The organism is Vibrio scophthalmi (assembly GCF_040869025.1).
In the GTDB taxonomy this organism is placed as follows: domain Bacteria; phylum Pseudomonadota; class Gammaproteobacteria; order Enterobacterales; family Vibrionaceae; genus Vibrio; species Vibrio scophthalmi.
The window spans coordinates 2,048,993-2,073,522 of record NZ_CP134271.1; the positions used below are offsets into that span (position 1 = coordinate 2,048,993).

21 protein-coding genes are annotated in these 24,530 nt (G+C 44.9%); 17 read left to right on the forward strand and 4 right to left on the reverse strand.

The window, feature by feature from the left end; genetic code table 11:
* Positions 1-367: 367 nt before the first annotated feature.
* The 6 genes from RJD38_RS09355 (at position 368) to RJD38_RS09380 (ending at position 6,841) form a co-directional block, all read left to right on the forward strand.
* Positions 368-1,297: a TIGR01212 family radical SAM protein gene (locus tag RJD38_RS09355; protein WP_009733681.1), complete on the forward strand. Its 930-nt coding sequence runs from the start codon at positions 368-370 to the stop codon at positions 1,295-1,297.
* A gap of 71 nt (positions 1,298-1,368) precedes the next feature.
* Positions 1,369-3,117 (forward strand): sensor domain-containing diguanylate cyclase, encoded by a 1,749-nt coding sequence (locus RJD38_RS09360; RefSeq protein WP_065545682.1) that lies wholly within the window; start codon positions 1,369-1,371, stop codon positions 3,115-3,117.
* 80 nt (positions 3,118-3,197) lie between these two features.
* Positions 3,198-5,543 (forward strand): aerobic respiration two-component sensor histidine kinase ArcB, encoded by a 2,346-nt coding sequence (arcB, locus tag RJD38_RS09365; protein WP_065545681.1) that lies wholly within the window; start codon positions 3,198-3,200, stop codon positions 5,541-5,543.
* 52 nt (positions 5,544-5,595) lie between these two features.
* Positions 5,596-6,042 (forward strand): hypothetical protein, encoded by a 447-nt coding sequence (locus RJD38_RS09370; protein WP_065429843.1) that lies wholly within the window; start codon positions 5,596-5,598, stop codon positions 6,040-6,042.
* 310 nt (positions 6,043-6,352) lie between these two features.
* Positions 6,353-6,475: a hypothetical protein gene (locus tag RJD38_RS09375; protein ID WP_005596118.1), complete on the forward strand. Its 123-nt coding sequence runs from the start codon at positions 6,353-6,355 to the stop codon at positions 6,473-6,475.
* A gap of 114 nt (positions 6,476-6,589) precedes the next feature.
* Positions 6,590-6,841 (forward strand): hypothetical protein, encoded by a 252-nt coding sequence (locus RJD38_RS09380; protein WP_005596119.1) that lies wholly within the window; start codon positions 6,590-6,592, stop codon positions 6,839-6,841.
* 40 nt (positions 6,842-6,881) lie between these two features.
* Here the strand turns inward: RJD38_RS09380 and RJD38_RS09385 are convergent, their stop codons facing one another.
* Positions 6,882-7,916, reverse strand: a complete 1,035-nt coding sequence (locus RJD38_RS09385) for an NADP(H)-dependent aldo-keto reductase (protein WP_065545680.1) — start codon at positions 7,914-7,916, stop codon at positions 6,882-6,884.
* 218 nt (positions 7,917-8,134) lie between these two features.
* Here RJD38_RS09385 and RJD38_RS09390 point away from each other — a divergent pair, with 218 nt between their 5' ends.
* Positions 8,135-8,446, forward strand: a complete 312-nt coding sequence (locus tag RJD38_RS09390) for a DUF6482 family protein (RefSeq protein ID WP_005596121.1) — start codon at positions 8,135-8,137, stop codon at positions 8,444-8,446.
* Between the two features lie 21 nt (positions 8,447-8,467).
* Here RJD38_RS09390 and mutH read toward each other — a convergent pair whose 3' ends face one another.
* Positions 8,468-9,133, reverse strand: coding sequence for a DNA mismatch repair endonuclease MutH (gene mutH, locus RJD38_RS09395; RefSeq protein ID WP_005596122.1), 666 nt, complete (start codon positions 9,131-9,133; stop codon positions 8,468-8,470).
* A 618-nt stretch (positions 9,134-9,751) separates the two neighbouring features.
* On the opposite strand from mutH, the gene rppH reads away from it, so the two are divergent.
* From rppH to RJD38_RS09420, 5 genes are read left to right on the forward strand one after another with little or no spacing between them, the layout of a single operon-like run.
* Complete coding sequence (gene rppH, locus RJD38_RS09400) at positions 9,752-10,270, forward strand: RNA pyrophosphohydrolase (protein WP_005596124.1); 519 nt, start codon at positions 9,752-9,754, stop codon at positions 10,268-10,270.
* A gap of 2 nt (positions 10,271-10,272) precedes the next feature.
* Positions 10,273-12,519: a phosphoenolpyruvate--protein phosphotransferase gene (gene ptsP, locus RJD38_RS09405; RefSeq protein WP_065545679.1), complete on the forward strand. Its 2,247-nt coding sequence runs from the start codon at positions 10,273-10,275 to the stop codon at positions 12,517-12,519.
* 9 nt (positions 12,520-12,528) lie between these two features.
* Positions 12,529-13,320, forward strand: coding sequence for a sulfite exporter TauE/SafE family protein (locus RJD38_RS09410; protein ID WP_065545678.1), 792 nt, complete (start codon positions 12,529-12,531; stop codon positions 13,318-13,320).
* 42 nt (positions 13,321-13,362) lie between these two features.
* The gene (gene lgt, locus RJD38_RS09415; RefSeq protein WP_005596128.1) at positions 13,363-14,187 is read left to right on the forward strand and encodes a prolipoprotein diacylglyceryl transferase; all 825 of its coding nucleotides are present in this window, start codon (positions 13,363-13,365) and stop codon (positions 14,185-14,187) included.
* A 9-nt stretch (positions 14,188-14,196) separates the two neighbouring features.
* Complete coding sequence (locus RJD38_RS09420) at positions 14,197-15,048, forward strand: thymidylate synthase (protein ID WP_005596129.1); 852 nt, start codon at positions 14,197-14,199, stop codon at positions 15,046-15,048.
* 484 nt (positions 15,049-15,532) lie between these two features.
* Here the strand turns inward: RJD38_RS09420 and RJD38_RS09425 are convergent, their stop codons facing one another.
* Entirely contained in the window at positions 15,533-16,678 is a 1,146-nt protein-coding gene (locus RJD38_RS09425; RefSeq protein ID WP_040757945.1) for a Na/Pi symporter, read from the reverse strand.
* A gap of 425 nt (positions 16,679-17,103) precedes the next feature.
* Here RJD38_RS09425 and nhaR point away from each other — a divergent pair, with 425 nt between their 5' ends.
* Both nhaR and RJD38_RS09435 read left to right on the forward strand, forming a co-directional pair.
* A complete protein-coding gene (gene nhaR / locus RJD38_RS09430; protein WP_005596132.1) occupies positions 17,104-17,994 on the forward strand; it encodes a transcriptional activator NhaR in 891 nt (296 codons plus the stop codon).
* 118 nt (positions 17,995-18,112) lie between these two features.
* Positions 18,113-18,409: an ArsR/SmtB family transcription factor gene (locus RJD38_RS09435; protein ID WP_065545677.1), complete on the forward strand. Its 297-nt coding sequence runs from the start codon at positions 18,113-18,115 to the stop codon at positions 18,407-18,409.
* A 94-nt stretch (positions 18,410-18,503) separates the two neighbouring features.
* Here the strand turns inward: RJD38_RS09435 and rpsT are convergent, their stop codons facing one another.
* Complete coding sequence (gene rpsT / locus RJD38_RS09440) at positions 18,504-18,764, reverse strand: 30S ribosomal protein S20 (RefSeq protein WP_005596135.1); 261 nt, start codon at positions 18,762-18,764, stop codon at positions 18,504-18,506.
* Positions 18,765-19,023: 259 nt separating this feature from the next.
* Here rpsT and murJ point away from each other — a divergent pair, with 259 nt between their 5' ends.
* The 3 genes from murJ to ileS all read left to right on the forward strand — a co-directional run bounded on the left by murJ (position 19,024) and on the right by ileS (position 24,493).
* Positions 19,024-20,586, forward strand: a complete 1,563-nt coding sequence (gene murJ / locus RJD38_RS09445; RefSeq protein WP_005596136.1) for a murein biosynthesis integral membrane protein MurJ — start codon at positions 19,024-19,026, stop codon at positions 20,584-20,586.
* A 66-nt stretch (positions 20,587-20,652) separates the two neighbouring features.
* The gene (gene ribF / locus RJD38_RS09450; protein WP_009385653.1) at positions 20,653-21,588 is read left to right on the forward strand and encodes a bifunctional riboflavin kinase/FAD synthetase; all 936 of its coding nucleotides are present in this window, start codon (positions 20,653-20,655) and stop codon (positions 21,586-21,588) included.
* 64 nt (positions 21,589-21,652) lie between these two features.
* Positions 21,653-24,493 carry an isoleucine--tRNA ligase gene (gene ileS / locus RJD38_RS09455; RefSeq protein ID WP_009385654.1) on the forward strand — a complete coding sequence of 947 codons (2,841 nt, stop codon included), beginning with the start codon at positions 21,653-21,655 and terminating at the stop codon, positions 24,491-24,493.
* Positions 24,494-24,530: the final 37 nt, after the last annotated feature.

Here is a 24,530-nt window from a genome sequence, read left to right on the forward strand (position 1 = left end):
ATCCAATTTACTGCATCACTAAAGTAGTGATTTATATAGGTGGGATCTGTCTATCACCGATTTTCTTGCAGTTAGTTTTTTAATTGGCTTACGCCGAGCAAGTAAAACCTGTAAGTATCCTACAATTTACTAGGCCTAAAAATCAATCAAAACTCCGCACTGTTGCGCAGTTTTTTCGCGCAATAAATAGATTTTATGTTTGTTTTTTGACTAATTCTTAGTGTGAAGCACGTGTTTCTGCATGTTTATTGATTTGTGATAGGGATCAAATTAATAAATATGGTTAGATCGCAGGTGCTAAAAAAAGGTTTCAAAGGTGTAATCAAATTACACTAAACAGAATGATAATCATTAGTATTTAAATAAAATGCAATTACACGAATTAGTTAATACCATCGGCCAAGATCTTCAGCGTCGTTATGGTGAAAAAGTCCATAAGCTCACCCTTCATGGCGGCTTTAGCTGTCCAAATCGAGATGGCACTATAGGTAAAGGTGGCTGCACATTTTGCAATGTGGCTTCTTTTGCTGATGAGCAGACGCAAGTTAAAACTATTGTCGAGCAATTAACTGATCGCGCCGGTGAAATTAGCCGAGCCAAAAAATACCTCGCTTATTTCCAAGCCTACACCAGTACCTACGGTGAAGTGCAAGTGCTGAAGAATATGTATGAAGAGGCTTTAAAGGCGGCGGATATCGTTGGCTTGTGTGTGGGGACTCGTCCTGACTGCGTGCCTGATGCTGTGTTGGATCTTTTGTCTGGTTACGTGGAACAAGGCTATGAAATCTGGCTTGAGTTGGGCTTGCAAACCGCAAACAACCAAACCTTAAAGCATATTAACCGAGGCCATGATTTTGAATGCTATGCAGAAATCACTCAGCGAGCACGAGCCCTTGGCATTAAAGTATGTACTCACCTGATTGTTGGCTTACCGAAAGAAACCCGTGATGATAACGTGCAAACGTTAGAGAAAGTATTAGCGGTGGGAACGGACGGAATCAAGCTGCATGGGCTACATATTGTTGAAGGCAGCACCATGGCGAAAGCATGGCGAGCAGGGCGATTAGAAGCGCCAGAGCTGGAAGAATATGTCGCGATTGCCAGTGAAATGATCCGCATGACACCTCCGGAAGTGGTCTTTCATCGCGTCTCTTCCGCAGCTCGTCGTCCAACGTTGCTGTCGCCACTATGGTGTGAGAATCGTTGGCTCGCAATGACTGAGATCGGTCGTGCATTAAATCGCGACGGTGCTCAAGGTTCATTACTCGAGCGACCTTTCCACTACGTTAAACCTTGATTATCCGAGACTAAGTGCACATAAGCTGGTATCTTTTAGCGCGTTAAATTCGTTTAGAAAGATAGAGGGTTATGATAGAACAGACCATCGAACAGCTATCCAATACATTTCATTTCCATGGATTTGAAGTGCTGATCGTGATGATTGTGTTCGCGTTGATAGTTCGCCTCTATTTTCGTTTTAATCAGCAATTAAAAACATTAATTCAAGATGCGCCCACGCCACTGCTGTTAGTGGATGCCAAGTCGGGCGCGTTACTGCTTTCCAATGCGTTTGCCACCCAAGTGCTGGGAGTTCGACGTGTTGGTCGCTCCTATTTATTACCCGAACTTTTATCTTCAGCTTTTATTCTCAAGCTCATCAAGCAATTCTCTGGTAGTGGCTTTGCTGGCTATCAACTCGACTGGGCTGTATCTGCCAGCAAAACCATCAAAGTGGAAATTACTGGGCGTCAAACACGTTACCGTGGTCGTATGGTGTGGTTATTGTATGTCACACCTTATAAATCCAGTGCCGTTGAAGTGATGGCTGAGATGCAGTCGCTGACGATGGTGAAAAGTGCTTTTGATAGTTTGTCTGAACTTATCTTTATCAAAAAACAAGATGACTCGGTGGTGAGTAACCGCGCTTTTGATCGTTTCTGGGGGGAGCGCGCTGAAGAAGGCTATCGTGCGATCGGCGGTATGATGAAAGGGCGAGCGTCGAACCGTCGTTGGACGGTTGACCCACAAGGGCGCAGCTGTTTGTTGGAAAGCCACCAAAGTATCTTAATGTCGGATCAAGGCAAGCCATTAGGCATGCTTGGTATCAGCCATGATGTGACCGATTGGCATAACATGCAGCAGAATCTACGTGATGAAATGGAAAAGCGTAAAGATACTGAAGTGGCATTAGCCCAACGCGATACGATTTTACAAAATATTCTAGAATCTAGCCCGGACTCTATCGGCATCTTTAATGAGAATATGGTTTACCAAGCGTGTAATAAGCCGTTTGTAAAAGGTCTGGGTATCTCTGATGTCAATGATTTGATCGGCAAGCGCTTACAAGACGTGATTGCTGATGACGCGTATGGTCGTCTATCGGAAAGTGATCAAAAAGTGCTAAGCGAAGGCATTTCGTTACGCTACATCGATCAAGTATTCCACAGTAATGGCGAGATTACTTGGTATGACGTGGTGAAATCCCCATTTCGCGATCCTGCCTCGGGCACGAACGGCGTATTGGTAATGGCGCGTGATGTCTCAGAGCGTTACTTAGCGGAACAAAAATTGGAAGCTGTCAATCAAGAGCTAGAGCGTTTGAGTTTTATTGATGGCTTAACGCAAATATCTAACCGTCGACGTTTTGATGAGCAACTGGATACTCTGTGGCATTTGCACGTACGTGAAAAACAGCCATTAACAGTGATGATGTGTGACATCGATGACTTCAAAGGTTACAACGATCATTATGGCCACCAAAAAGGCGATGAAGCCCTGATTGCGGTGGCGCAATCTTTTCGTCGTGTGGCTTCGCGCTCTAGTGATTGTGTTGCTCGTTATGGGGGCGAGGAGTTCGGTTTTATCTTGCCAAATACCACAGCAGAAGGCGCTGAGTTGCTGGCACAGCGCATCCATGCTGAAGTGGAAAGGTTGGCGATTCCGCACCAAAACTTACGAGTAGCATCGCATATTACGGTCAGTATCGGTCTTATTTCGCTCAAACCTCATCCTCAAGATGATGCCGAATCAATGGTGGCACTGGCTGATAGTGCACTCTATCAAGCCAAAGCCAATGGTCGTAATCAAACTTGTGTACATCACACATCCGAAAATTAAGCTCCGCGAGCCAATGGAATCTTTAGCCGATTTCAGGCAAAACAGGTAAGATCTAGCTAAGATTGTCGCCGGAGCGCTGAATGAATACCATCAAAAACCTTGCCCAGTATTATGTTGATTTGTTAGTCAAACTGGGCATTTTGCGTTTCTCTATTTTACTCGCACTTGCCCTTGTCGCATTGGCCGTCGTGGTGCAGGTTGGCATTACCTTAGTGTTGAGTGGTCATGTCGATGATATCGATATTGTTCGTTCGGTCTTCTTTGGTTTACTCATCACGCCTTGGGCTGTCTATTTTCTCTCGGTGGTGGTTGATCAATTGGAAGAATCACGCCAGCGTTTATCAAAAGTAGTCTCAAAACTAAAAGATATGCGTTCTCGAGATCAAGAGTTAAATAACCAACTGCAACACAATATCACCCAGTTAAATCAAGAGATTGAAGAGCGTCAAAAAGCCGAAGAGGCACGTGAAGAAGCGATGAAAGATCTCGAGAATGAAGTCTATCAACGTGAGCGTACCCAAGTTGAATTGGCGGAGCGTACGGCACTGTTGCGTTCTTTCATTGATGCATCACCAGACTTAATCTATTACCGTAACGCGGAAGGGGTTTTCTCCGGTTGTAACCGAGCTCTAGAAGAACTGACAGGGATGAAAGAGTCACAGTTAGTGGGCTTGACGCCGTGGGATGTGTACAGCAAAGAAGATGCTCAACACATTGTTGAAACGGATGAAGCGGTCTTTAAGAACAATCAAGCACTCACTTATGAGCAGTGGTTGGAATACCCAGATGGCCATAAAAATTACTTTGAGTTACGTAAAGTTCCCTTCTACAGCAAAGATGGTCGTCACTTAGGCTTGGTCGGTTTTGGCCGTGATATTACCGAGCGCAAGCGTCATCAAGAGTCGTTAGAAAAAGCCAGTCGCGATAAGACGACGTTTATTTCCACTATTAGCCATGAATTACGCACGCCGCTGAACGGTATTGTCGGTTTGAGTCGCATGTTACTTGATACCCCAATGACGGATGTACAGCGCAAACACATGCAAACCATCAATGTCAGTGCAGTGACGCTAGGCAGTATCTTTAACGATATTATCGATATGGATAAGTTTGATCGCCGCAAACTGGAGCTGTACCCAGCGCCACTTAACTTTGATGAGTTTATCGTTGAAATTGAAAGCATTGCAGCGCTGATGGCTGAGCAAAAAGGCTTACGCTTTGACTTGGAAAGATTGAGTGACCTGCCTGTGGCAATCAATGTGGATGCCACCCGTTTGCGCCAAGTGCTGTGGAACTTAATCAGCAATGCGATGAAATTTACCAAAGAAGGCGGCGTGGTGTTGTCTGTCAGTGCTGATTGCGATGAAGATTTTGCACATCTGACTTTAGAAGTTGAAGATTCTGGTGTTGGTATTCCAGAGCAAGAGCTATCTAAAATCTTCGCTATGTATTACCAAGTGAAGTCGGGCAAAGATAATCTTCATGCGGTGGGAACGGGTATCGGTCTGGCAGTATCAAAACAACTGATCAAGAAGATGGATGGTGATATATCGGTCAGCAGCGAAGAAGGCTTTGGTAGTACTTTCACGGTAACCCTTCGAGTGCCGCTAGCCAGTAGTGATGAAATCAAAGTGGTGGATGTTGAGCCTGCTCAGCATCAACTAAATATCTTTATGGTCGAAGACATTGAACTGAACATTACGGTCGCGCGCTCATTGTTGGAAAGCATGGGCCACAGTGTGACGGTAGCAATGACCGGACAAGAAGCGATCGATAATTTTGACCCTGATTTGTATGATCTTGTGTTCTTGGATATTCAGTTGCCAGATATGACCGGTTTCGATGTTGCTGCTTACTATCGTGATAACTACGATACCGTGCCGCCGCTGGTGGCGCTGACCGCTAACGTACTTAAGAACAAAGAAGAATATTACGAGAAGGGCATGGATGAAGCGATAAGCAAGCCATTGTCTGTCTCGGCGGTCCAAGAGGTGATTGCGATGATGACTCCAGAGTTTGAAAACCCAGCACCATTAGTCACGGCTGTGGTTGAAAAGCCGCGTGTTAACGATGAGGTTTATCAGCGTTTGCTCGATCTTGAAATGTTGGATTCTTACATCGGCATTGTTGGAACCAAGCCGGTTTTCGAAAGCGTCGCTATGTTTGAAGATATGATGCCGGATTATATTGAGCTGCTTGACTCGAATATGACCGCCAAAGATCAAGATGGCATTGTTTCTGAAGCGCACAAAATCAAAGGAGCGGCAGGCTCTATTGGCTTGAAGCATATCCAGAAAGTCGCACAAAAAGCGCAATCACCTGAGCATCCAACCTGGTGGCAAAATATTGATGACTGGGTTGAAGAAATAAAGAATGAATATCAGAATGATATTCAAATACTCAAACAGTGGTTAAGTGAACGTTGAGTGGTAAGTAAGAAACCATCGCTGCTGTGATCATAAAACTGAAGGTGAAAAAATGAAAAAAATAGCTGTAATTTCGCTGGGCATGGCTTTGTTAGCAGGGTGCTCTTCACCGCAAGTTGGCTGGGATCAAGACAATCAAATCGAGATAAATCAGGCACAAGTTCATTTAACCAGTAGTCTTTGGCTGAATAAAATGCCAACCATTGGTGAGATGCAAGAGCAAGCATTGCATGGTGCGCTGGTTTTGGAAACGAGTACTACTTTGCCCGCCGAGCTTGACGTGGAAAGCATTTCTTTGCGTCAAGGTGATGAAACGTGGTTGATTGATGGTGATTTACTTGAGCTACGCAGTCACAGCGAAAACCAGTGGGAAGTGTCATTTGTATGGCAATTCGCTTTTAACCCTGAACAGCCGGTTGATGTTGCTGTAATGCTTAACAATGATGAGCATGTTGAATGGCTGGTTGAGAAAGGGGTTGTAATCGACACCGTTTACTAGCATTGAGTAAGGTAGTCTGTACGGTGACGGTTTTTACTAAACGCCGTATAGTTAACTAATTGAAAATAAAGCCAGTTCATCAGAGCTGGTTTTTTTATGCACAAAACAAATCTACGGGGTGAGTGTTATTTCTAAGAGGAATATCTTATGCACTTAACATAGAAAGACTTTATTTTAGTTTAAAAAATTGTTTTTCATTTTTTTAACAATTGGTGGTTGAATATTATTCTTATCTGCATAAAATTTAACCATGAGCTGCAGGCTCATACCCTCAAATTTATTGGATTATTACTTTGCTAGGAGGCGCACAATGAACCATTTCAATGTCATTCAAACCGTTTGTGCCTCTATTGATCCCATGTGTAAACCGAATGGTTTTTCGCCAATGGCGACCACGTGTTGTGATCGAAAATCGAAACAAGCAAAACAATAATCCGTACACCAATATTAATTGGCTGCGGAAACAAGGCAGCTGATTAAATAGTCAAATATCCTATTTTTAATTTGTGGCCTTTTTCCCAGCAAAATACCCAACGGGAGAAAAACCATGAGTCATTCTATCTATCTAAAACTGGCCACTGTGTTAGTCAAAGCCGATTTACGTCGTGAAGAGCGAGCTTGGAAGCGTAAAGTGCGTCGTAGTGCCTATGAAATCCCATGGCACAATGAGCATCTACTGCGTGATATTGGCCTTGATCTAGATGGTCGTCCAATCGGCCGCAGTGAGGCGCCTCAGGTCAAAGCCGAACGTCGCATCCGTCATCTTCGTCGTGTCTTAACGGCTCGAATAACGACGTAAGCAAAGGGGTGAGCCTTTGATTTGGTTCACCCCGGTACAGTTAAGGGCAAGGGTTGGAGTAAGTGGTCCCAATTGCTTGAATATCTGCGAGTATCGCATCACTTAGTTTGATAGAAACACTATCAATATTCATTTTCAGTTGTTCCATTGTTGTCGCGCCTATGATGTTAGCGGCAACAAATGGACGCTGATTAACAAACGCTAATGCCATTTGTGCGGGATCTAGGTCGTGATCTCGGGCAAGTTCAACGTACGCTTGAGTTGCGGCAATGCCTTGCGGTGTAAAGTAACGAACAAAGCGTTCAAACACAGAACAACGAGCACCTTCAGGTCGTTGACCATTGAGATATTTTCCACTTAAACAACCAAATGCTAAAGGTGAATAAGCCAGTAGTTCGACGCCTTCAAAGTGGCTTATCTCAGCCAAGCCGACTTCAAAGCTTCGATTTAGCAGGTTGTAGGGATTTTGGATTGAGACAATATGGGGCAGATTATGCTTCTCGGCTAACTTGAGTAAGCTCATCACTCCCCATGGCGTTTCGTTAGAAACACCGATATAACGTACTTTGCCATCGCGGATCAGTTCCGCCAAGGCTTCTAAGGTTTCGATTAACGTGACTTCTTGCTGTTCATCTGGGTAAGGGTAATTGAGTTGACCAAAAGTATTGGTTTGTCGCTGTGGCCAATGCAGTTGGTACAAGTCGACATAATCGGTTTTTAATCGCGTCAAACTATTATCAATAGCTTGATGGATATGACGGCGGTCTAACTTCATATCATCACGAATGTAAGGCACATTGCGTGGCCCTGCGACTTTGGTAGCTAACACCACTTTTTCACGTTTGCCTGATTTTTCTAACCAATTACCAATGTATTGTTCGGTCGCACCTTGAGTATTTTGTTTGGGTGGCACCGGATACATTTCCGCAGTATCAATAAAATTCACCCCACGCTCTAGCGCGTAATCTAGCTGATTAAAGGCATCTGCTTGGCTGTTTTGTTCTCCAAAAGTCATGCTCCCTAAGCAAATCTTGCTGATCTCTAAATTTGAATGCGGCAGTTTGTGATAGATCATAAGCTTTCCTTGTCTTGTATAACGCTCATGGGCGTGTTTGAGTTTTGTGCATTTCACGCTTTAGCTCAATATAAGTCAGCTTATAAGTTGAGCCAAATGGCTAAAGCACAAAATGACAATTCTGTTCCTATACTTACCTAGGGAGTCTCTGTTTCACGGATGAACATCAATTTGAACCAGTGAGCTCACTGCCGTGAAAAAATACAGTAGGGGGAGTTATGCATCGTAAGCAACTAGATAAGTGGATTCATGGATTTCATCAATCGAGTTATCAGCCACCGAAGGTGTTTGTTATCAGTTGTTCTGATCTATCGTGCTATTTACTCGCGGTGGAGTACAAACATAAGGTTGAGCCTGTGCTGGTGGATAACGAACCCATTCATTTTGAGTCGCTTGATCAGGTGAAAGATGAGTTGCTGCGTTTAGGTGTCGAACGTGCTTTTTTGCGCTTGCACAATACTTATGACGAATTTGGTGCCACTGATGGACCGATGTATCACGATATTGAAATGTCATTAACGACGCATTAAGCGCTAAACATTTATGTCGACTTATGCGTAGTAATTACTGAGGATCTTGGCGGTAAATTGAGTGCGTAAATAAAAGCCTCGTGGCAACGTTTTGATGACTTTACCACTTGCGCCATAAGCATCGGTTAGTGCTCGGCTGTTGGCCGCTTTGGGACGGAGTTGCAACACTTCACCATGTTTGGCTGTGATTTTTTCAACTTGGCCGAGGACAATCAACTCCATCAACTCTTCCCAGTCAGTTTGTAGTTGCTGCTCTTCTTGTTGGTTTGGAGACCAAATTAACGGAGAGCCTACTCGACGTTCGGCTAGCGGGATTTCGCGCTCGCCTTCAACAGGCACCCACAGTACCCGTGATAACTTGTTGCGAACATGGCTTTGCTGCCACGTTAAACCATGCACGCCTGTCAGTGGCGCGACACAAACAAAGGTCGTTTCAAGTGGCTTACCGTGATAACCAATCGGAATAGTTTTTAGCTCAATACCGAGTTGCTCAAAATCTTGTTGAGGCTTACTTCCTGCGGTTGCGCCTAAATGCCACTCTAATAGTTGGCCAACCCAGCCTTTATCTCGTCGAAGATCGGCCGGTATTTTGATTTTTGCTTCATTGGCAAGTTCGGCAAAAGTGATCCCGGCAATATCGCGAGCGCGTGCGAGCAGTTCTTGTTCGGATTGAGGTTCTGGCTTCATCGTGTCATATCGTGATTGAGTTACCGATATTGTAGCGAGATCTAAAAAAATAGCGACTTGCTGTCAATCTCATCGAGTTGCTGAAAAGATCGTCATTCAGGGTTTATCCACAAGCAAATGGTAAAAATTATTAATCTTGGTGACATATGTATGAATTTACAGGTTTTTGTGATCATATAGCGCTTGATTTTCTGTGGTGATCCTAATTCGTTTTGCTCTGTGTGTGGATAAACATGCAGTTGGTTGATCTTTGACCGTTCCGTTGCTTGGTGTTAATAATCACTGATTTTAGAATGGCAACTCATGCGCTTGTTTGTTTAAGATTTTGTTTTTGTTCATTTTTGTGGTTTGTTTTTGATGGTGTTGTTGTTGCGCAAACAAGGTGTTATTTCAACGGAAATGTTTGTTGATCGCTTTTTCACATAGTTATACACAGAAAAGGTGAATAAATGTGGTCTATGTCTCATTAGTGTGTGAATAACCGCAGAACTGACGAATAGTTATCCAGTTTGGTGATATTCGGCGATAATTTCTGTGTTAGTCACACTAGTAAGTTTGCTCCGTTTGGGGATATGTGGAAAAATCGCGGTAATTAAAGATTTTATTAGAGGTTGGCCAGTGATAGATGGCGATGGTTACCGCTTAAATGTGGGAATTGTAATCTGTAACAACCATGGTCAGGTCTTCTGGGCTAAACGATACGGACAACATTCATGGCAGTTTCCTCAAGGGGGAATTGATGATGGGGAAAACCCAGAACAGGCCATGTATCGTGAATTGTATGAAGAGGTCGGTCTCACTAAGCAGGACGTAAAAATCGTTGCGACCAGTCGTCATTGGTTAAGATATAAGTTACCAAAGCGATTGGTTAGGTGGGATTCAAAGCCTGTTTGTATCGGCCAAAAACAGAAATGGTTTTTGCTGCGTTTGGATTGTGAAGAGTCCAAAATTAATATGCAACGTGGCAATTCCCCTGAGTTTGATGGTTGGCGTTGGGTGAGTTACTGGTACCCAGTGCGTCAAGTCGTCTCTTTTAAGCGCGATGTATATCGTCGAGCGATGAAGGAGTTTGCTTCTATGGCTATGCCGTTTAAAGAACGTCGAGCAAAAGGTAAGCGTAAACCGCGAAGAGGGTAGTGATGCTTTCTCAACTAAGGGACATAGTTGAACAAGTTTCCAAAGTAGAAAACGTGCATAGCGCGTTAGAGCTATTGGTTCAACAAACGTGTCTTGCGATGAATACGGAGTGTTGCACCATCTACCTCGCCAATGAAGAGATGCAGCGCCTTGAGTTGATGGCAACTCAAGGCTTGCGCTTCAAAGGCAAAAAAATCCACATTCATTTCAAAGAAGGTTTGGTTGGGCTGGTGAAACGCAGTGCCGAGCCACTTAACCTTGCTGAAGCATCAAAACACCCTAACTACAAATACTTCTCTCAGCTAGGTGAAAAGGTTTACCAGAGCTTTCTCGGTACGCCGATCATTTATCGAAAACAAGTGCTGGGCGTGCTGGTTGTGCAGCAGAAGGCCCCTCGTCAGTTCGATGAAATGGAAGAGTCTTTCCTTGTCACGTTGGCTGCACAGCTGGCGGTCATCATCGCGCATGCACAAACCCAAGGCCAGTGGCGTTTAGAGAAGAAACAGCAAGCCATTCGTGGCATACCAGCTTCTTCTGGTGTCGCTATCGGCACATTTTGGTGGGATGACTCACAGCCGCAACTCGCTGATGTTCGTCCGGCCTCTACGCTTGATATTGAGCGTGAACAAGAGTGGTTAATGCTCGCGATTGAAGAGGCATTGAGTGATTTCCGCAGAATGCGCAAAAAGCTTGATAACGAAATCAATAAAGAGACCTTAGCCATTTTTGATCTGTTTACTCACTTGCTTAATGATCCCATGCTACGCAAAGATCTTAAGGCACAGATCCAAGAAGGTGATCGCGCTGACTGGGCGGTACGCCAAGTGGTTGAAACGTATTCCAACCGTTTTGCTCGTATGACCGATGGCTATTTAAAAGAGCGCGCGCAAGATGTGCGTGAACTTGGCCAGCGGTTGCTGTTTTTCCTTCACAATGCCGAGCAAGAGCAGCATCAATTTGAGCAACCGGTTATTTTTGTCGTCCGTGAACTGACCGCGTCGCTGATTGGTTCGATTCCCAAAGACAAGTTACTGGCGGTGATTTCACTCGAAGGCGCTGCTAATTCTCACGCCGCCATTTTATCGCGCGCATTAGGCATTCCTGCCGTGATGGGCGTTAACCTTAACCTCGATAGCATTAATGGTAAAAAAGGCATTGTCGATGGTTATAGTGGCAAGATTTTAGTCTCGCCAAGTCGCCAATTATTAAAAGAATACCGCGCTTTAGCCAACGAAGAGCGTGAATTGGCCAACATGGTCAATCAACGTATTGAAGAGTCGGCCTTTACCGCTGATGGCGAACGAATCGAAATCTTACTCAACGCAGGCTTGAGTGCCGATGCCAATATTGCGGTTAACCAAGGTGTTGATGGCGTAGGTTTATATCGCACCGAAATTAGTTTCTTGCTGCAGCATCGCTTTCCTTCAGAAGAAGAGCAAACACAGCAATATCATTCAGTATTAAGTACTTACCCTGACAAACGTGTCGTCATGCGGACTTTGGACATTGGCGGTGATAAGGCTTTACCTTATTTGCCGATTGAAGAGGACAATCCCTTCTTAGGCTGGCGTGGTATCCGTTTTACGCTCGATCATCCCGATATCTTTTTAATGCAAATTCGCGCCATGATGAAGGCGAGTGCAGAGACGCAGAACCTGAGCATTCTGCTGCCAATGATCTCTGGGGCGCAAGAGCTGGATGATGCGATTGTTTTTATTGAACAAGCCTATCAAGAGCTGTCATTGCTTGATCCCCGAATCGTTAGACCACACATCGGTATTATGATTGAAGTGCCCTCGATGCTTTACTTATTGCCATTGATTGCGGATAAAGTCGATTTTGTCTCCGTCGGAACTAACGATTTAACCCAATACCTGTTGGCCGTCGATCGCAATAACTCACGGGTTTCGGATGTGTATGAGTCGATGCATCCTGCGGTGATTATGGCGTTGAATCATATCCATCAAAGCTGCGCACAGTTGCGGCTACCAGTTTGTATTTGTGGTGAGTTGGCGGGTGACCCGATTGGCGCACTATTGATGGTTGGCCTTGGCTATCGCAGCTTGAGTATGAACACTTCTAACGTGGCCAAGGTAAAATACTTACTGCGCAATACACAAGTGGATGAATTAAAACAGTTAGCTGACAAAGCACTGATGCAGCCATACGGCAAAGATATTTATACTATGATGCAAGATTTTTTCGAGCAGAAAGGCTTCTCTGGCTTTATTCGAGCTGGTAACAAATAAGGGTATAGCGTGACGATAGAATTGTTGATCCTAATGTTAATCTTGGGATCTTTTGTTGGCGTTATGGCCGGACTACTTGGAATTGGTGGCGGGCTTATCGTCGTACCTGCCTTATTGATTCTGTTACCACAAGCAGGCATTGATGCTGCAATTTCAATGAATATTGCGCTTGCAACCTCCCTCTCGACCATCATTGTGACTTCCGGCTCATCGGCACTCAATCATTTAAAACTGGGCAATGTCGATATGTTTGTCATTAAGTGGTTGATGCCCGGTGTCGTCATTGGTGGCTTCATTGGAGCCAATATCGCTGAATGGATTCCTGCCGATTATCTACCGAAAGTGTTTGGCGTTATAGTGCTTTGCTTGGCGCTACAGATGTTAATGTCAATGAAGATCATCACACAAAGAAGCATGCCAGCAAGCGGTTTAACGGCGTTTTATGGCTCGCTGATTGGACTTGTTTCGAGTCTAGCGGGCATTGGCGGTGGTTCTCTTACCGTGCCATTTCTTAATCGTCATGGTGTTGAAATGCGCAAGGCCGTCGGGTCGTCATCGGTGTGCGGTTGTGTTCTTGCTATCTCAGGCATGATAGGCTTCATCCTCAATGGCTACAGTGCGGATAATTTGCCAGCTTTTAGCCTAGGCTATGTTTACTTACCAGCATTGGCTGCGATTGCTTCAACGTCGATGTTGACCACGCGTGTTGGTGCTAAGTTAGCCACTTCACTGCCAACAACAGTACTGAAAAAAATATTTGCACTATTTTTGATGTTCGTAGCAGGAACTATGCTGCTATAACGTAATCTCATCTAAATCAATCATTACAAGAGTTATCTGTTTATGTCTCAGGGATACTTTGAATTTCCTAATATCGATCCTGTTTTAGTTTCCATCGGCCCACTGTCTATTCGCTGGTATGGCTTGATGTATTTGATCGGTTTTGCTTTTGCTCTGTGGCTGGCGAATCGTCGTGCAGATAAGCCGGGGAGTGGCTGGAATCGTGAGCAGGTTTCTGATCTCCTGTTTGCTGGTTTTTTAGGGGTTGTGATTGGTGGCCGTATTGGCTACGTGCTGTTTTATAATTTTGATTTATTTCTGCAAGACCCACTTTATCTATTCAAAGTGTGGACCGGTGGTATGTCATTCCACGGTGGCTTGTTAGGTGTCATCACTGCCATGTTCTGGTATGCACGTAAAAACGGTCGCACTTTCTTTGGTGTTGCTGATTTTATTGCGCCATTAGTACCGTTTGGTTTGGGTATGGGACGCATGGGGAACTTCATGAACAGTGAGCTTTGGGGCCGCGTGACTGATGTGCCTTGGGCGATCGTTTTCCCCAATGGCGGACCGCTTCCTCGTCACCCATCTCAGCTATATGAAATGGCGCTTGAAGGCATCGTGTTGTTCTTTATTTTGAACTGGTTTATCAAAAAGCCACGCCCACTTGGATCTGTGTCAGGACTCTTCTTAGCCGGTTATGGTACATTCCGCTTCTTAGTCGAGTATGTACGTGAGCCCGATGCACAGCTAGGCTTGTTTGGTGGATTTATCTCTATGGGACAAATTCTATCGACGCCGATGATTGTGATTGGTGTATCCCTGATGGTTTGGGCATACAAACGTGGTCACTACAAAGATGAACTCCCTCAACAGAACGCGAAGTAAGGAATTGGTGTGAAACAGTATTTAGATCTCTGTCAGCGAATCGTTGACCATGGTGAGTGGGTAGCAAATGAACGTACGGGCAAGCGTTGCCTTACGGTGATTAATGCCGATTTGACCTACGATGTGGCTAACAACCAATTCCCGTTAGTGACGACGCGTAAGAGCTTTTGGAAATCAGCGGTTGCTGAGCTGCTTGGCTACATTCGTGGTTACGACAATGCAGAAGATTTTCGTCAGCTAGGCACCAAAACATGGGATGCCAACGCAAACTTGAACGACGCTTGGCTTAATAACCCATACCGTAAAGGTGAAGATGATATGGGCCGCGTCTACGGTGTACAAGGCCGTGCGTGGGCAAAACCAGATGGTGGTCATATCGATCAATTGCGTAAGATTGTTGATGATCTAACACGTGGCGTGGATGACCGTGGTGAAATTTTGAATTTCTATAACCCGGGTGAGTTCCATATGGGTTGTCTGCGTCCTTGTATGTACAGCCACCATTTTTCACTGCTCGGTGATACTCTGTATCTCAACAGCACGCAGCGTTCATGTGATGTGCCTCTTGGCTTGAACTTCAATATGGTTCAGGTTTACGTCTTCCTCGCGATTATGGCGCAAATCACCGGCAAAAAGGCGGGTGTGGCTTACCATAAGATTGTGAATGCACATATTTACGAAGATCAGTTAGAGCTGATGCGTGATGTGCAGCTAAAGCGTGAACCGCTGGCACCAGCGACTTTCCATATCAACCCAGAAATTAAGTCATTGGAAGATTTAGAAACGTGGGTAACCTTGGATGACTTTTGGGTCGAAGGCTACGAGTCACACGAAGCCATTAAATTCCCGTTCTCGGTTTAACTCCCAAGAGCGTTATGAGAAAAGGCTGACCGAGTGTCAGCCTTTTTTTGCCTTGCTGAAGGTGGGGGGGAGCAGAATTGAGAGTCGAGAAGTAGAGAGTTGGGAATCGAGAGGTTGAGAATCGAGAGGTTGAGAATCGAGAGGTTGAGAATCGAGAGGTTGAGAATCGAGATGGGGACTCCAGCCTTTGGTTTGTTGGATACGATAAAACCATCAATTACCGATCCAGTTGCCTTTCCCGATTCTAGATTCTGACGCTCTTTTTTGTCTCTCGCTTCTCGCAGTGAAGCGTTCCTGCTCTTTTCTCGATTCTGCTCTCTAGATTCTCGGCGCTCCTTTCAGTTTCTCGCTGCTCGCAGCAGAGCGCTCCTGCTCTTTTCTCGATTCTCATCTCTAGATTCTCGATTCCTTTTCACTCTTAAGAACGAAAAAAAGCCCCCGACTTTCGACGGGGGCTTAGCAAGCAAAGGTGTGGAACGTTTTATTATACAGTCAGCGCTAGGATTGAACCTGGTAGCACGATGAATACGAATAGTAAGTATGCGGCTACAACTGCTTTGTTTTTGATTGCCATATCAGCAAGCCATTCAGCACATTTCACCGGAATCTCACGTAGGAACGGGATTCCGAAGATGAATACGGTTGCCATTAGGTTGAACACTAGGTGTACCAAAGCAATCTGTAGTGCAAATACTGCGAATTCACCTGAAACTGCTGTTGCTGCCAGTAGAGCGGTAATACACGTACCGATGTTCGCACCTAGAGTGAATGGGTAAACATCACGTACTTTCAACACACCAGTACCTACTAGTGGAACCATTAGGCTTGTTGTTGTAGAAGATGACTGAACCAACACTGTTACGATTGAACCTGAAACGATACCGTGGATAGGGCCACGACCAATCGCGTTCTTCAAAATGTCACGAGCACGACCAACCATTAGGCCTTTCATTAGCTTACCCATTACGGTGATAGCTAGGAAGATAGTCGCGATACCTAGTACGATTAGCATTACGCCGCCAACCGTGTTACCAAATGAACCTAGAGGACCTTGGATAGCGGTGATCACTGGCTTAGTGATTGGCTTGATAAAGTCAAAACCGCCCATGCTCATATCACCAGTTGCTAGCAGTGGCGATACTAACCAATGAGAAATCTTGTCCAGAATACCGAACATCATCTCAAGTGGTAGGAAAATAGATACTGCCAATAGGTTGAAGAAGTCGTGAATAGTTGCACTAGCAAACGCACGGCGGAACTCTTCTTTACAACGCATATGGCCAAGAGACACAAGAGTATTTGTTACAGTTGTACCGATATTGGCACCCATAACCATAGGGATTGCTGTCTCTACAGGTAAACCACCAGCTACAAGGCCGACGATAATAGAAGTAACGGTACTTGATGATTGAATCAGTGCCGTAGCAACAAGACCAATCATTAAGCCAGCGACTGGGTGCGAAGCAAATTCAAATAGAACCTTCGCTTGATCACCGACTGACCATTTAAAACCTGTACCTACCATAGAAACTGCAAGCAGTAGTAAGTACAACATGAATGCCAAGTTAGCCCAGCGTAACCAGCGAGTAGTGCTCGAAATTGGCGCTGCTGTAGAAGTAGCTTGGTTCATCATAATTTTCTCCATTGACCGTTAGAATCTTCGTTTTGGTCTGTATGTTTAATCTGAGGGCGATACTAGAGTGGAAATATTTCAGTAATATTACAGTTCGATGTAACAAATCGAATTTTATGATGTATAGGTGGTGATCTATGTTTACAGGGAAATGAATTGCATTTAAGTTGCTGATTATAATCGGATTTTATTGGCGTGTTTAAATGTTGTGCAAGTCGCAAAAATTATCAAAAAAAGCGTTTAAAGCCATTTTTATCTGCTGTTTTATGACAGTACGCTGTCATAAATGCTTTTTTGGATTCGGAAAAACTTTCCAAATTACGGAGATCGTTCGTATATAGCGAGTTATTGTTGTCATTTTTTACAGCTGAGATAATCTAAAGCAGAGATATCATTACCGAATTGAGTGCGAAAGAAGTCTTATGTCCCATTTAAACTATAACCATGTGTACTATTTTTGGATGGTCTGCAAGCAAGGCTCAGTGACGAAAGCGGCGGAGGCTCTTTTCCTTACCCCACAGACAGTCACAGGGCAAATCAAAGCGCTCGAAGAACGCTTGGATGGTAAGTTAACTAAGCGCAATGGCCGTAGTGTTGAGCCAACAGAGTTGGGGCAATTGGTCTTTAAGTATGCCGATCGCATGTTCGGCCTTAGTTATGAAATGCTGGATATTGTCAATTACAGCCAGCACTCAAACATTTTATTTGATGTCGGTGTCGCTGATGCATTGTCAAAACGGCTCGTCAGTAAAATTTTAATGACGACAGTGCCAAGCGATAACAGCATCCATTTACGCTGTTTTGAATCGACTCACGAAATGCTATTGGAACAACTCGCGCAGCATAAGTTGGATATGATCTTATCGGATTGCCCGGTGGATTCTGGCCAGAGCCCTGGTTTGTTTAGTAAAAAACTCGGTGAAAGCCGCATGAGTTTTTTCTGCTCCGGCAATGTTGATGACTTGTCGTTTCCTGCCATCTTAGAACAGCGTAAGCTTTTGATCCCCGGTAGTCGCACCGCGATGGGGCGTAAAGTCATAGAGTGGTTTGATAGGCAAGGTATTCAGCCTAATGTGTTAGGTGAGTTTGATGATGTTGCCTTAATGAAGGCTTTTGCTCGTTACCACAAAGATGTGATTTTTTTAGCGCCGTCTTTATATATGACTGAAGTGGGCGATGACATTCCATTACAGTTAATTGGCCACATCGATGAGCTCAAAGAAGAGTACTACGTCATATTTGCAGAGAGAATGATTCAACACCCTGCGGTAAAAAACGTATGTGATGCGGATTTTAGCACTCTATTTAATTGATCGCTTTTACTCAGCAAACGAGATCGATTAACATCATTGAGACATCTAATTGATAATTTAGTCTAATTTACCCAAAACCTCTTGTGAGAAGTTTTGCTGTTCCGAGGAGTAGTACCTGATGAATGTGCAAGAGATGGAAAAAAACTCTACCCAAGCGGTGGTGTTATTAAAAGCCATGGCGAATGAACGGCGTTTACAGATCCTCTGCATGTTGCATAATCAGGAAATGTCGGTGGGTGAGCTGTGTAATAAATTGGCATTGAGCCAATCAGCGTTATCTCAGCATTTGGCGTGGCTACGTCGTGATGGGTTAGTCAATACACGTAAAGAAGCGCAGACCGTCTATTACACGTTAAGCAGCAAAGAAGTGAAGGCGATGATCGAACTATTGCACAATATTTATTGTAGCGATTAAGTGGATAGTCACGGAAACGGTCAGAACAAGCAAATTTTAGATATAAAAAAACCGGCGAGAGCCGGTTTTTCTTCACTGGGAATCAGAGTTCTAATTAAAGAGCTTTGATCGCAGCAACAAAACGAGACTTGTGACGAGCAGCTTTATTCTTATGAATAAGGCCTTTAGTCGCCATGCGGTCTAGGATTGGTGTAACTGATGCAAATGCAGCAGTTGCAGCTTCTTTGTCGCCTGCTTCGATAGCAGCAACAGTTTTCTTCATGTAAGTGCGCATCATAGAACGACGGCTAGCGTTGTGCTGGCGACGTTTCTCAGCTTGGATAGCGCGCTTCTTAGCAGATTTACTATTTGCCAAGGGTCTAACTCCCAAAAACTTAGTTCGGTGACAATTTAAGGGCAGGGAATATCCCTTATTTGCGCCGAAATGTCAATTGATTTGTGCAAAAACCAGTCTCAGCCAAAACAAATTTTGGATTCAACGAGTCATCACGGTTAAGATGGCGGGGATTCTATCAGTATTTTTTTTTCAATGCTAATACTTATCTGCCTTGAATCCGACTTTCCTTCATCTATTAGGTCAGATTAACCAAGTATTGCATATTTTTGAGGTGTTTGTGAGTAAACGTCTACTCAAGTCTGGCATGATCGTCAGCGCGATGACTTTAATTTCTCGTGTGCTTGGTTTAGTCCGCGATGTGGTCGTTGCCAATTTAATGGGCGCAGGGGCGAGTGCCGATGTGTTTTTCTTTGCCAATAAAATCCCGAACTTCCTGCGTCGTTTGTTTGCGGAAGGGGCTTTTTCACAGGCCTTTGTACCGGTATTAACTGAAAACTACGCCCAAGGCGATATGGATAAAACCCGTCAACTTATTGCTCGGGCGGCGGGGACACTTGGTGTGATTGTCTCTATTGTGACGTTGCTGGGGGTTTTAGGTTCTGGCGTTGTCACTGCTTTATTTGGCTTTGGCTGGTTTTTAGATTGGCTTAACGGTGGTCCTTCTGCTGAAAAGTTTGAGTTGGCGAGCTTCATGCTCAAAATTACCTTTCCTTATTTATGGTTCATCACCTTTGTCGCACTCTCTGGGGCGATACTCAACACCTTAGGTAAATTTGCTGTCTCGTCATTTACGCCGGTTTTCCTAAACGTAATGATCATTTTTTCGGCTTGGTTTATCGCTCCACAGTTGTCGCAGCCTGAGATTGGTTTGGCGATTGGGGTTTTTCTGGGCGGTTTAGTACAGTTCCTGTTTCAAATTCCGTTTCTAATCAAAGCGGGTGTGATGGTGAAACCTCAATGGGGGTGGCGCGATCCGGGTGTAGTGAAAATACGTACCCTGATGATCCCGGCGTTATTTGGCGTTTCGGTTAGCCAAATTAACTTACTGCTTGATACGTTTATTGCCAGCTTCTTGCAAACCGGCTCAATCAGTTGGTTGTACTACTCTGATCGTCTACTGGAGTTTCCATTAGGCCTATTTGGCATCGCGATTGCGACAGTAATCCTACCGGCTTTATCCCGTAAACACGTTGATGCGCATAGCGAAGGCTTTGCTAGCACCATGGATTGGGGGGTGCGCATGGTTATCTTACTGGGTTTACCCGCTATGCTAGGTTTAATGGTGCTGGCAAAACCGATGCTGATGGTGCTGTTTATGCGGGGGGAATTTTCTCCCCATGATGTTCAGCAAGCATCACTCTCATTGTTTGCCTATGCCTCGGGTCTTTTAAACTTTATGTTGATTAAGGTGTTAGCGCCTGGCTATTACTCGCGACAAGATACCAAGACGCCAGTGAAATACGGCATTATCGCAATGAGCACCAATATGGTGTTTAACGCGATTTTTGCTTATTTCTATGGTTACGTAGGACTTGCAATGGCAACGGCTCTGTCTGCCTTGGTCAACATGGCGTTGCTATATAGAGGACTACATCTGCAAGGTGTTTATCAGATCAGCAAGAAAACCTTATTTTTCATCGCTCGTCTGGTGATTGCTGGTGGTGCAATGGTGGCGGCGATTGTGTGGCAACTAGAAGAAATCGATGTTTGGCTAGCATGGAGCTTTGTTGAACGAGTGATGGCGCTAACCATGCTGATCGGCCTAGGTGCGACGGTTTATCTGGTTTGTCTACTGGTACTAGGTGTGCGCCTTAAAGATTTAAAAGCAGCGACAGAGTAGCTGCGCTTGGTATATAATCCGTCGGTTTCACGTCGTGCAAATTGAAAAGGCAGTAAGCAACTCCCAATGGAATTGATTCGAGGCATTCACAACATTCAGCCGCACCATCAAGGGTGTGTGCTTACCATAGGAAACTTTGATGGCGTCCATCTTGGTCATCAGGCAGTACTTGAACAAGTCTCCCTGCAAGCCAAGGCGTTAGATCTACCTTCAATGGTGATGACGTTTGAACCTCAGCCTTTGGAATTGTTTGCCAAAGACAAAGCGCCGGCGCGTTTAACTCGATTGAGAGACAAGTTTGTTCAACTGAATAAGTTGGATATCGATCGTTTGCTCTGCGTTAGTTTTAATACTTATTTTGCCAGCTTAACGGCAGATGAATTTATTACTGACTTGTTGGTCAAGCGATTGGGTGTTAAGTTTCTCGTCATTGGTGATGATTTTTGTTTCGGCCGTGGCCGCAAAGGTGACTTTGCGATGCTGCAACAAGCCGGAAAACGCTACGGCTTTGAAGTCGTCAGTACGCAGAGTTTTTGTTTGCAGCAACTGCGTGTCAGCAGTACTGCAATTCGCAATGCCCTCGCGCAAGATGATTTACCAGCCGCCGCACAAATGTTGGGGCGTGATTACAGCATTAGTGGCCGTGTTTCACATGGCCGCAAGCTGGGGAGAACGATCGGTTTTCCTACGGCAAATATCCCTCTAAAACGTTGTGTCTCACCTGTTTCAGGTGTGTATGTTGTACAGGCGTTAGGGCTTGGTGAACAAGCGATAGGAGGGGTGGCGAATATTGGCCAAAGACCAACAGTCAATGGCGTTCGTCAGCAACTGGAAGTACACTTATTTGACTTCCAGGCCAATTTATATGGCAAACAACTAGAAATAGTACTTTTGCAAAAGCTTCGTGATGAACATAAATTTGAGTCATTCGATGCTTTAAAACAGCAAATTGAATTGGATGCTGAGGCAGCAAGGGTGTGGCTGCGTCAGTTTAAGCGTTAATCGGTTTATTCCACCGTTAACCATAATGTCTAACTTTCGCCCAATACAACGGAATTAAGAATCGATGAGTGAGTATAAAGATACCCTGAACCTACCTGATACAGGGTTCCCAATGCGTGGTAATCTGGCCAATCGTGAGCCAGAAATGCTTGAGCGTTGGTATAAAGAAGATCTTTACGGTGAAATCCGTAAAGCGAAGAAAGGCAAAAAATCTTTCGTATTACACGATGGCCCTCCATACGCTAACGGTGATATTCACATTGGCCACGCGCTAAACAAGATTCTTAAAGACATTATTATTAAATCCAAAACGCTTTCGGGTTTTGATGCGCCGTACGTTCCAGGTTGGGACTGTCACGGTCTACCTATCGAATTGATGGTAGAAAAGAAAGTCGGCAAACCAGGCCAAAAAGTAACGGCAGCAGAATTCCGTGAAAAATGTCGCGAATATGCAGCCGGTCAAGTTGAAGGTCAAAAAGAGAGCTTCAAACGTCTTGGTATCATGGGCGAGTGGGACAAACCATACCGCACGATGGATTTTGCTACAGAAGCAAACATCATTCGCGCATTAGGTAAGATTGCTGATAAAGGCCATCTACTAAAAGGTTTCAAACCTGTTCACTGGTGTACAGACTGTGGTTCGGCATTGGCTGAAGCAGAAGTAGAGTACAAAGATAAAGTATCACCATCTATCGATGTGAAATTTGCAGCGACGGATGAAGCGGCTGTACTGGCTAAGTTTGCACTAGCGGATGGTCATGCCGGTGAAGGTGAGCTTTCAATCGTTATCTGGACAACCACGCCATGGACTCTGCCAGCAAACCGCGCAGTATGTCTACGTGATGATCTAGAGTACGCACTGATTCAAGTTGAAGCGAATGGCGAACAGCCTGCGCAACGTATCATCGTCGCTTCTGAGCTGGCGAAAGATGCAATGGATCGTGCGGGTATCGAGCATTTCCATAACCTTGGTTTTGCGAAAGGTGCTGATCTTGAGTTGCTACAATTCAACCACCCATTCTACGATTTTACCGTTCCAGCGATCCTTGGCGATCACGTAACGACTGAATCAGGTACGGGCGTGGTTCATACTGCACCTGGCCACGGTCAAGAAGACTTCGTGGTTGGTCAAAAGTACGGTCTAGAAGTGGCAAACCCAGTGGGTTCAAACGGCGTTTACCTACCAGATACTCCGCTATTTGCTGGTCAACACGTTTTCAAAGCGAACGATTCAGTGCTTGAAGTGCTTAAAGAAAAAGGCGCGCTACTGCATCACCACGCTTACGAGCACAGCTACCCACACTGCTGGCGCCATAAAACGCCAATCATCTTCCGTGCAACACCACAATGGTTCATTTCAATGGATCAAGCTGGCCTACGTGCCAAAGCACTAGAGTCAATCAAAGGTGTTCAGTGGATGCCTGAATGGGGCCAAAGCCGTATCGAAGGTATGATTGAAGGTCGTCCTGAGTGGTGTATCTCTCGTCAACGTACTTGGGGTGTGCCAATTGCTCTATTCGTTCATAAAGAGACCGCAGAGCTACACCCTAATTCACTAGAGCTCATTGAAAAAGTAGCACAGCTAGTGGAAGAAAAAGGCATTCAAGCTTGGTGGGATGTTGATGCTGCTGAACTGATGGGCGCTGATGACGCTGCAAACTACGAAAAAGTGCTTGATACACTAGACGTATGGTTTGACTCAGGTGTAACACACTATGCCGTTGTTGATGCTCGTGAAGAGTTCAATGGCCACAGTGCGGATCTTTACCTAGAAGGTTCTGACCAACACCGTGGTTGGTTCCAATCTTCTCTAATTTCATCTATCGCGATGAAAGACGTTGCGCCGTACAAACAAGTACTAACGCACGGCTTCGTGGTTGATGGTCACGGCCGTAAGATGTCTAAATCTATCGGTAACGTTGTGGCACCAAAAGATGTGACCAACAAACTAGGCGCAGACATTCTACGTCTATGGGTTGCTTCAACAGACTACACTGGCGAAGTTGCGGTTTCTGATGAAATCCTAAAACGTTCTGCAGATGCGTACCGTCGTATCCGTAACACAGCACGTTTCTTCCTAGCAAACCTAAACGGTTTCAACCCAGAAACCGATCTAGTACCCGCTGAAGAAATGGTGGCACTGGATCGTTGGGCAGTAGGTCGTGCTCTAGCGGCTCAAGAAGAGATTGTGAAAGCATACGAAGAGTACAACACACATGGTGTAACTCAGCGTCTAATGCAATTCTGTTCAATCGAAATGGGTTCATTCTACCTAGACGTAATTAAAGACCGTCAGTACACAGCGAAACGTGGTGGTCACGCCCAACGTAGCTGTCAAACTGCGCTTTACTACATTGTAGAAGCACTTGTTCGTTGGATGGCTCCAATCATGTCATTCACCGCGGATGAAATCTGGAATGAAATGCCAGGTCAACGCGATAAGTTTGTCTTCACTGGCGAATGGTTCGATGGTCTATTCGGTCTCACTGAAAACGAAGAGCTGAACAACGAATTCTGGGCAGAAATCCAAGCGGTTCGTGGTAGCGTGAACAAGCTTCTAGAAGCAGCACGTAGCGAGAAAGTGATTGGTGGCGCACTACAAGCTGAGATCACTCTGTTTGCTGATGAAGCGCTAGCGGCGAAGATCAATAAGCTAGAAGATGAACTACGTTTTGTTCTACTAACGTCAAAAGCGGCTGTTAAACCTCTATCTGAGAAGACAGAAGCGGCGAAAGAAACTGACATCGAAGGCCTATTGGTTGAAGTTGCAGCTTCAGAAGGCGAGAAGTGTGACCGTTGTTGGCACCACACTGCTGACGTGGGCACTATCGCAGGACACGAGACAATTTGTGGTCGCTGTGTGACCAACGTTGATGGTGAAGGCGAAGTACGTAAGTTTGCGTAATCTCGCTTTAGCGATTGAACTTTATTAGAAATTTATA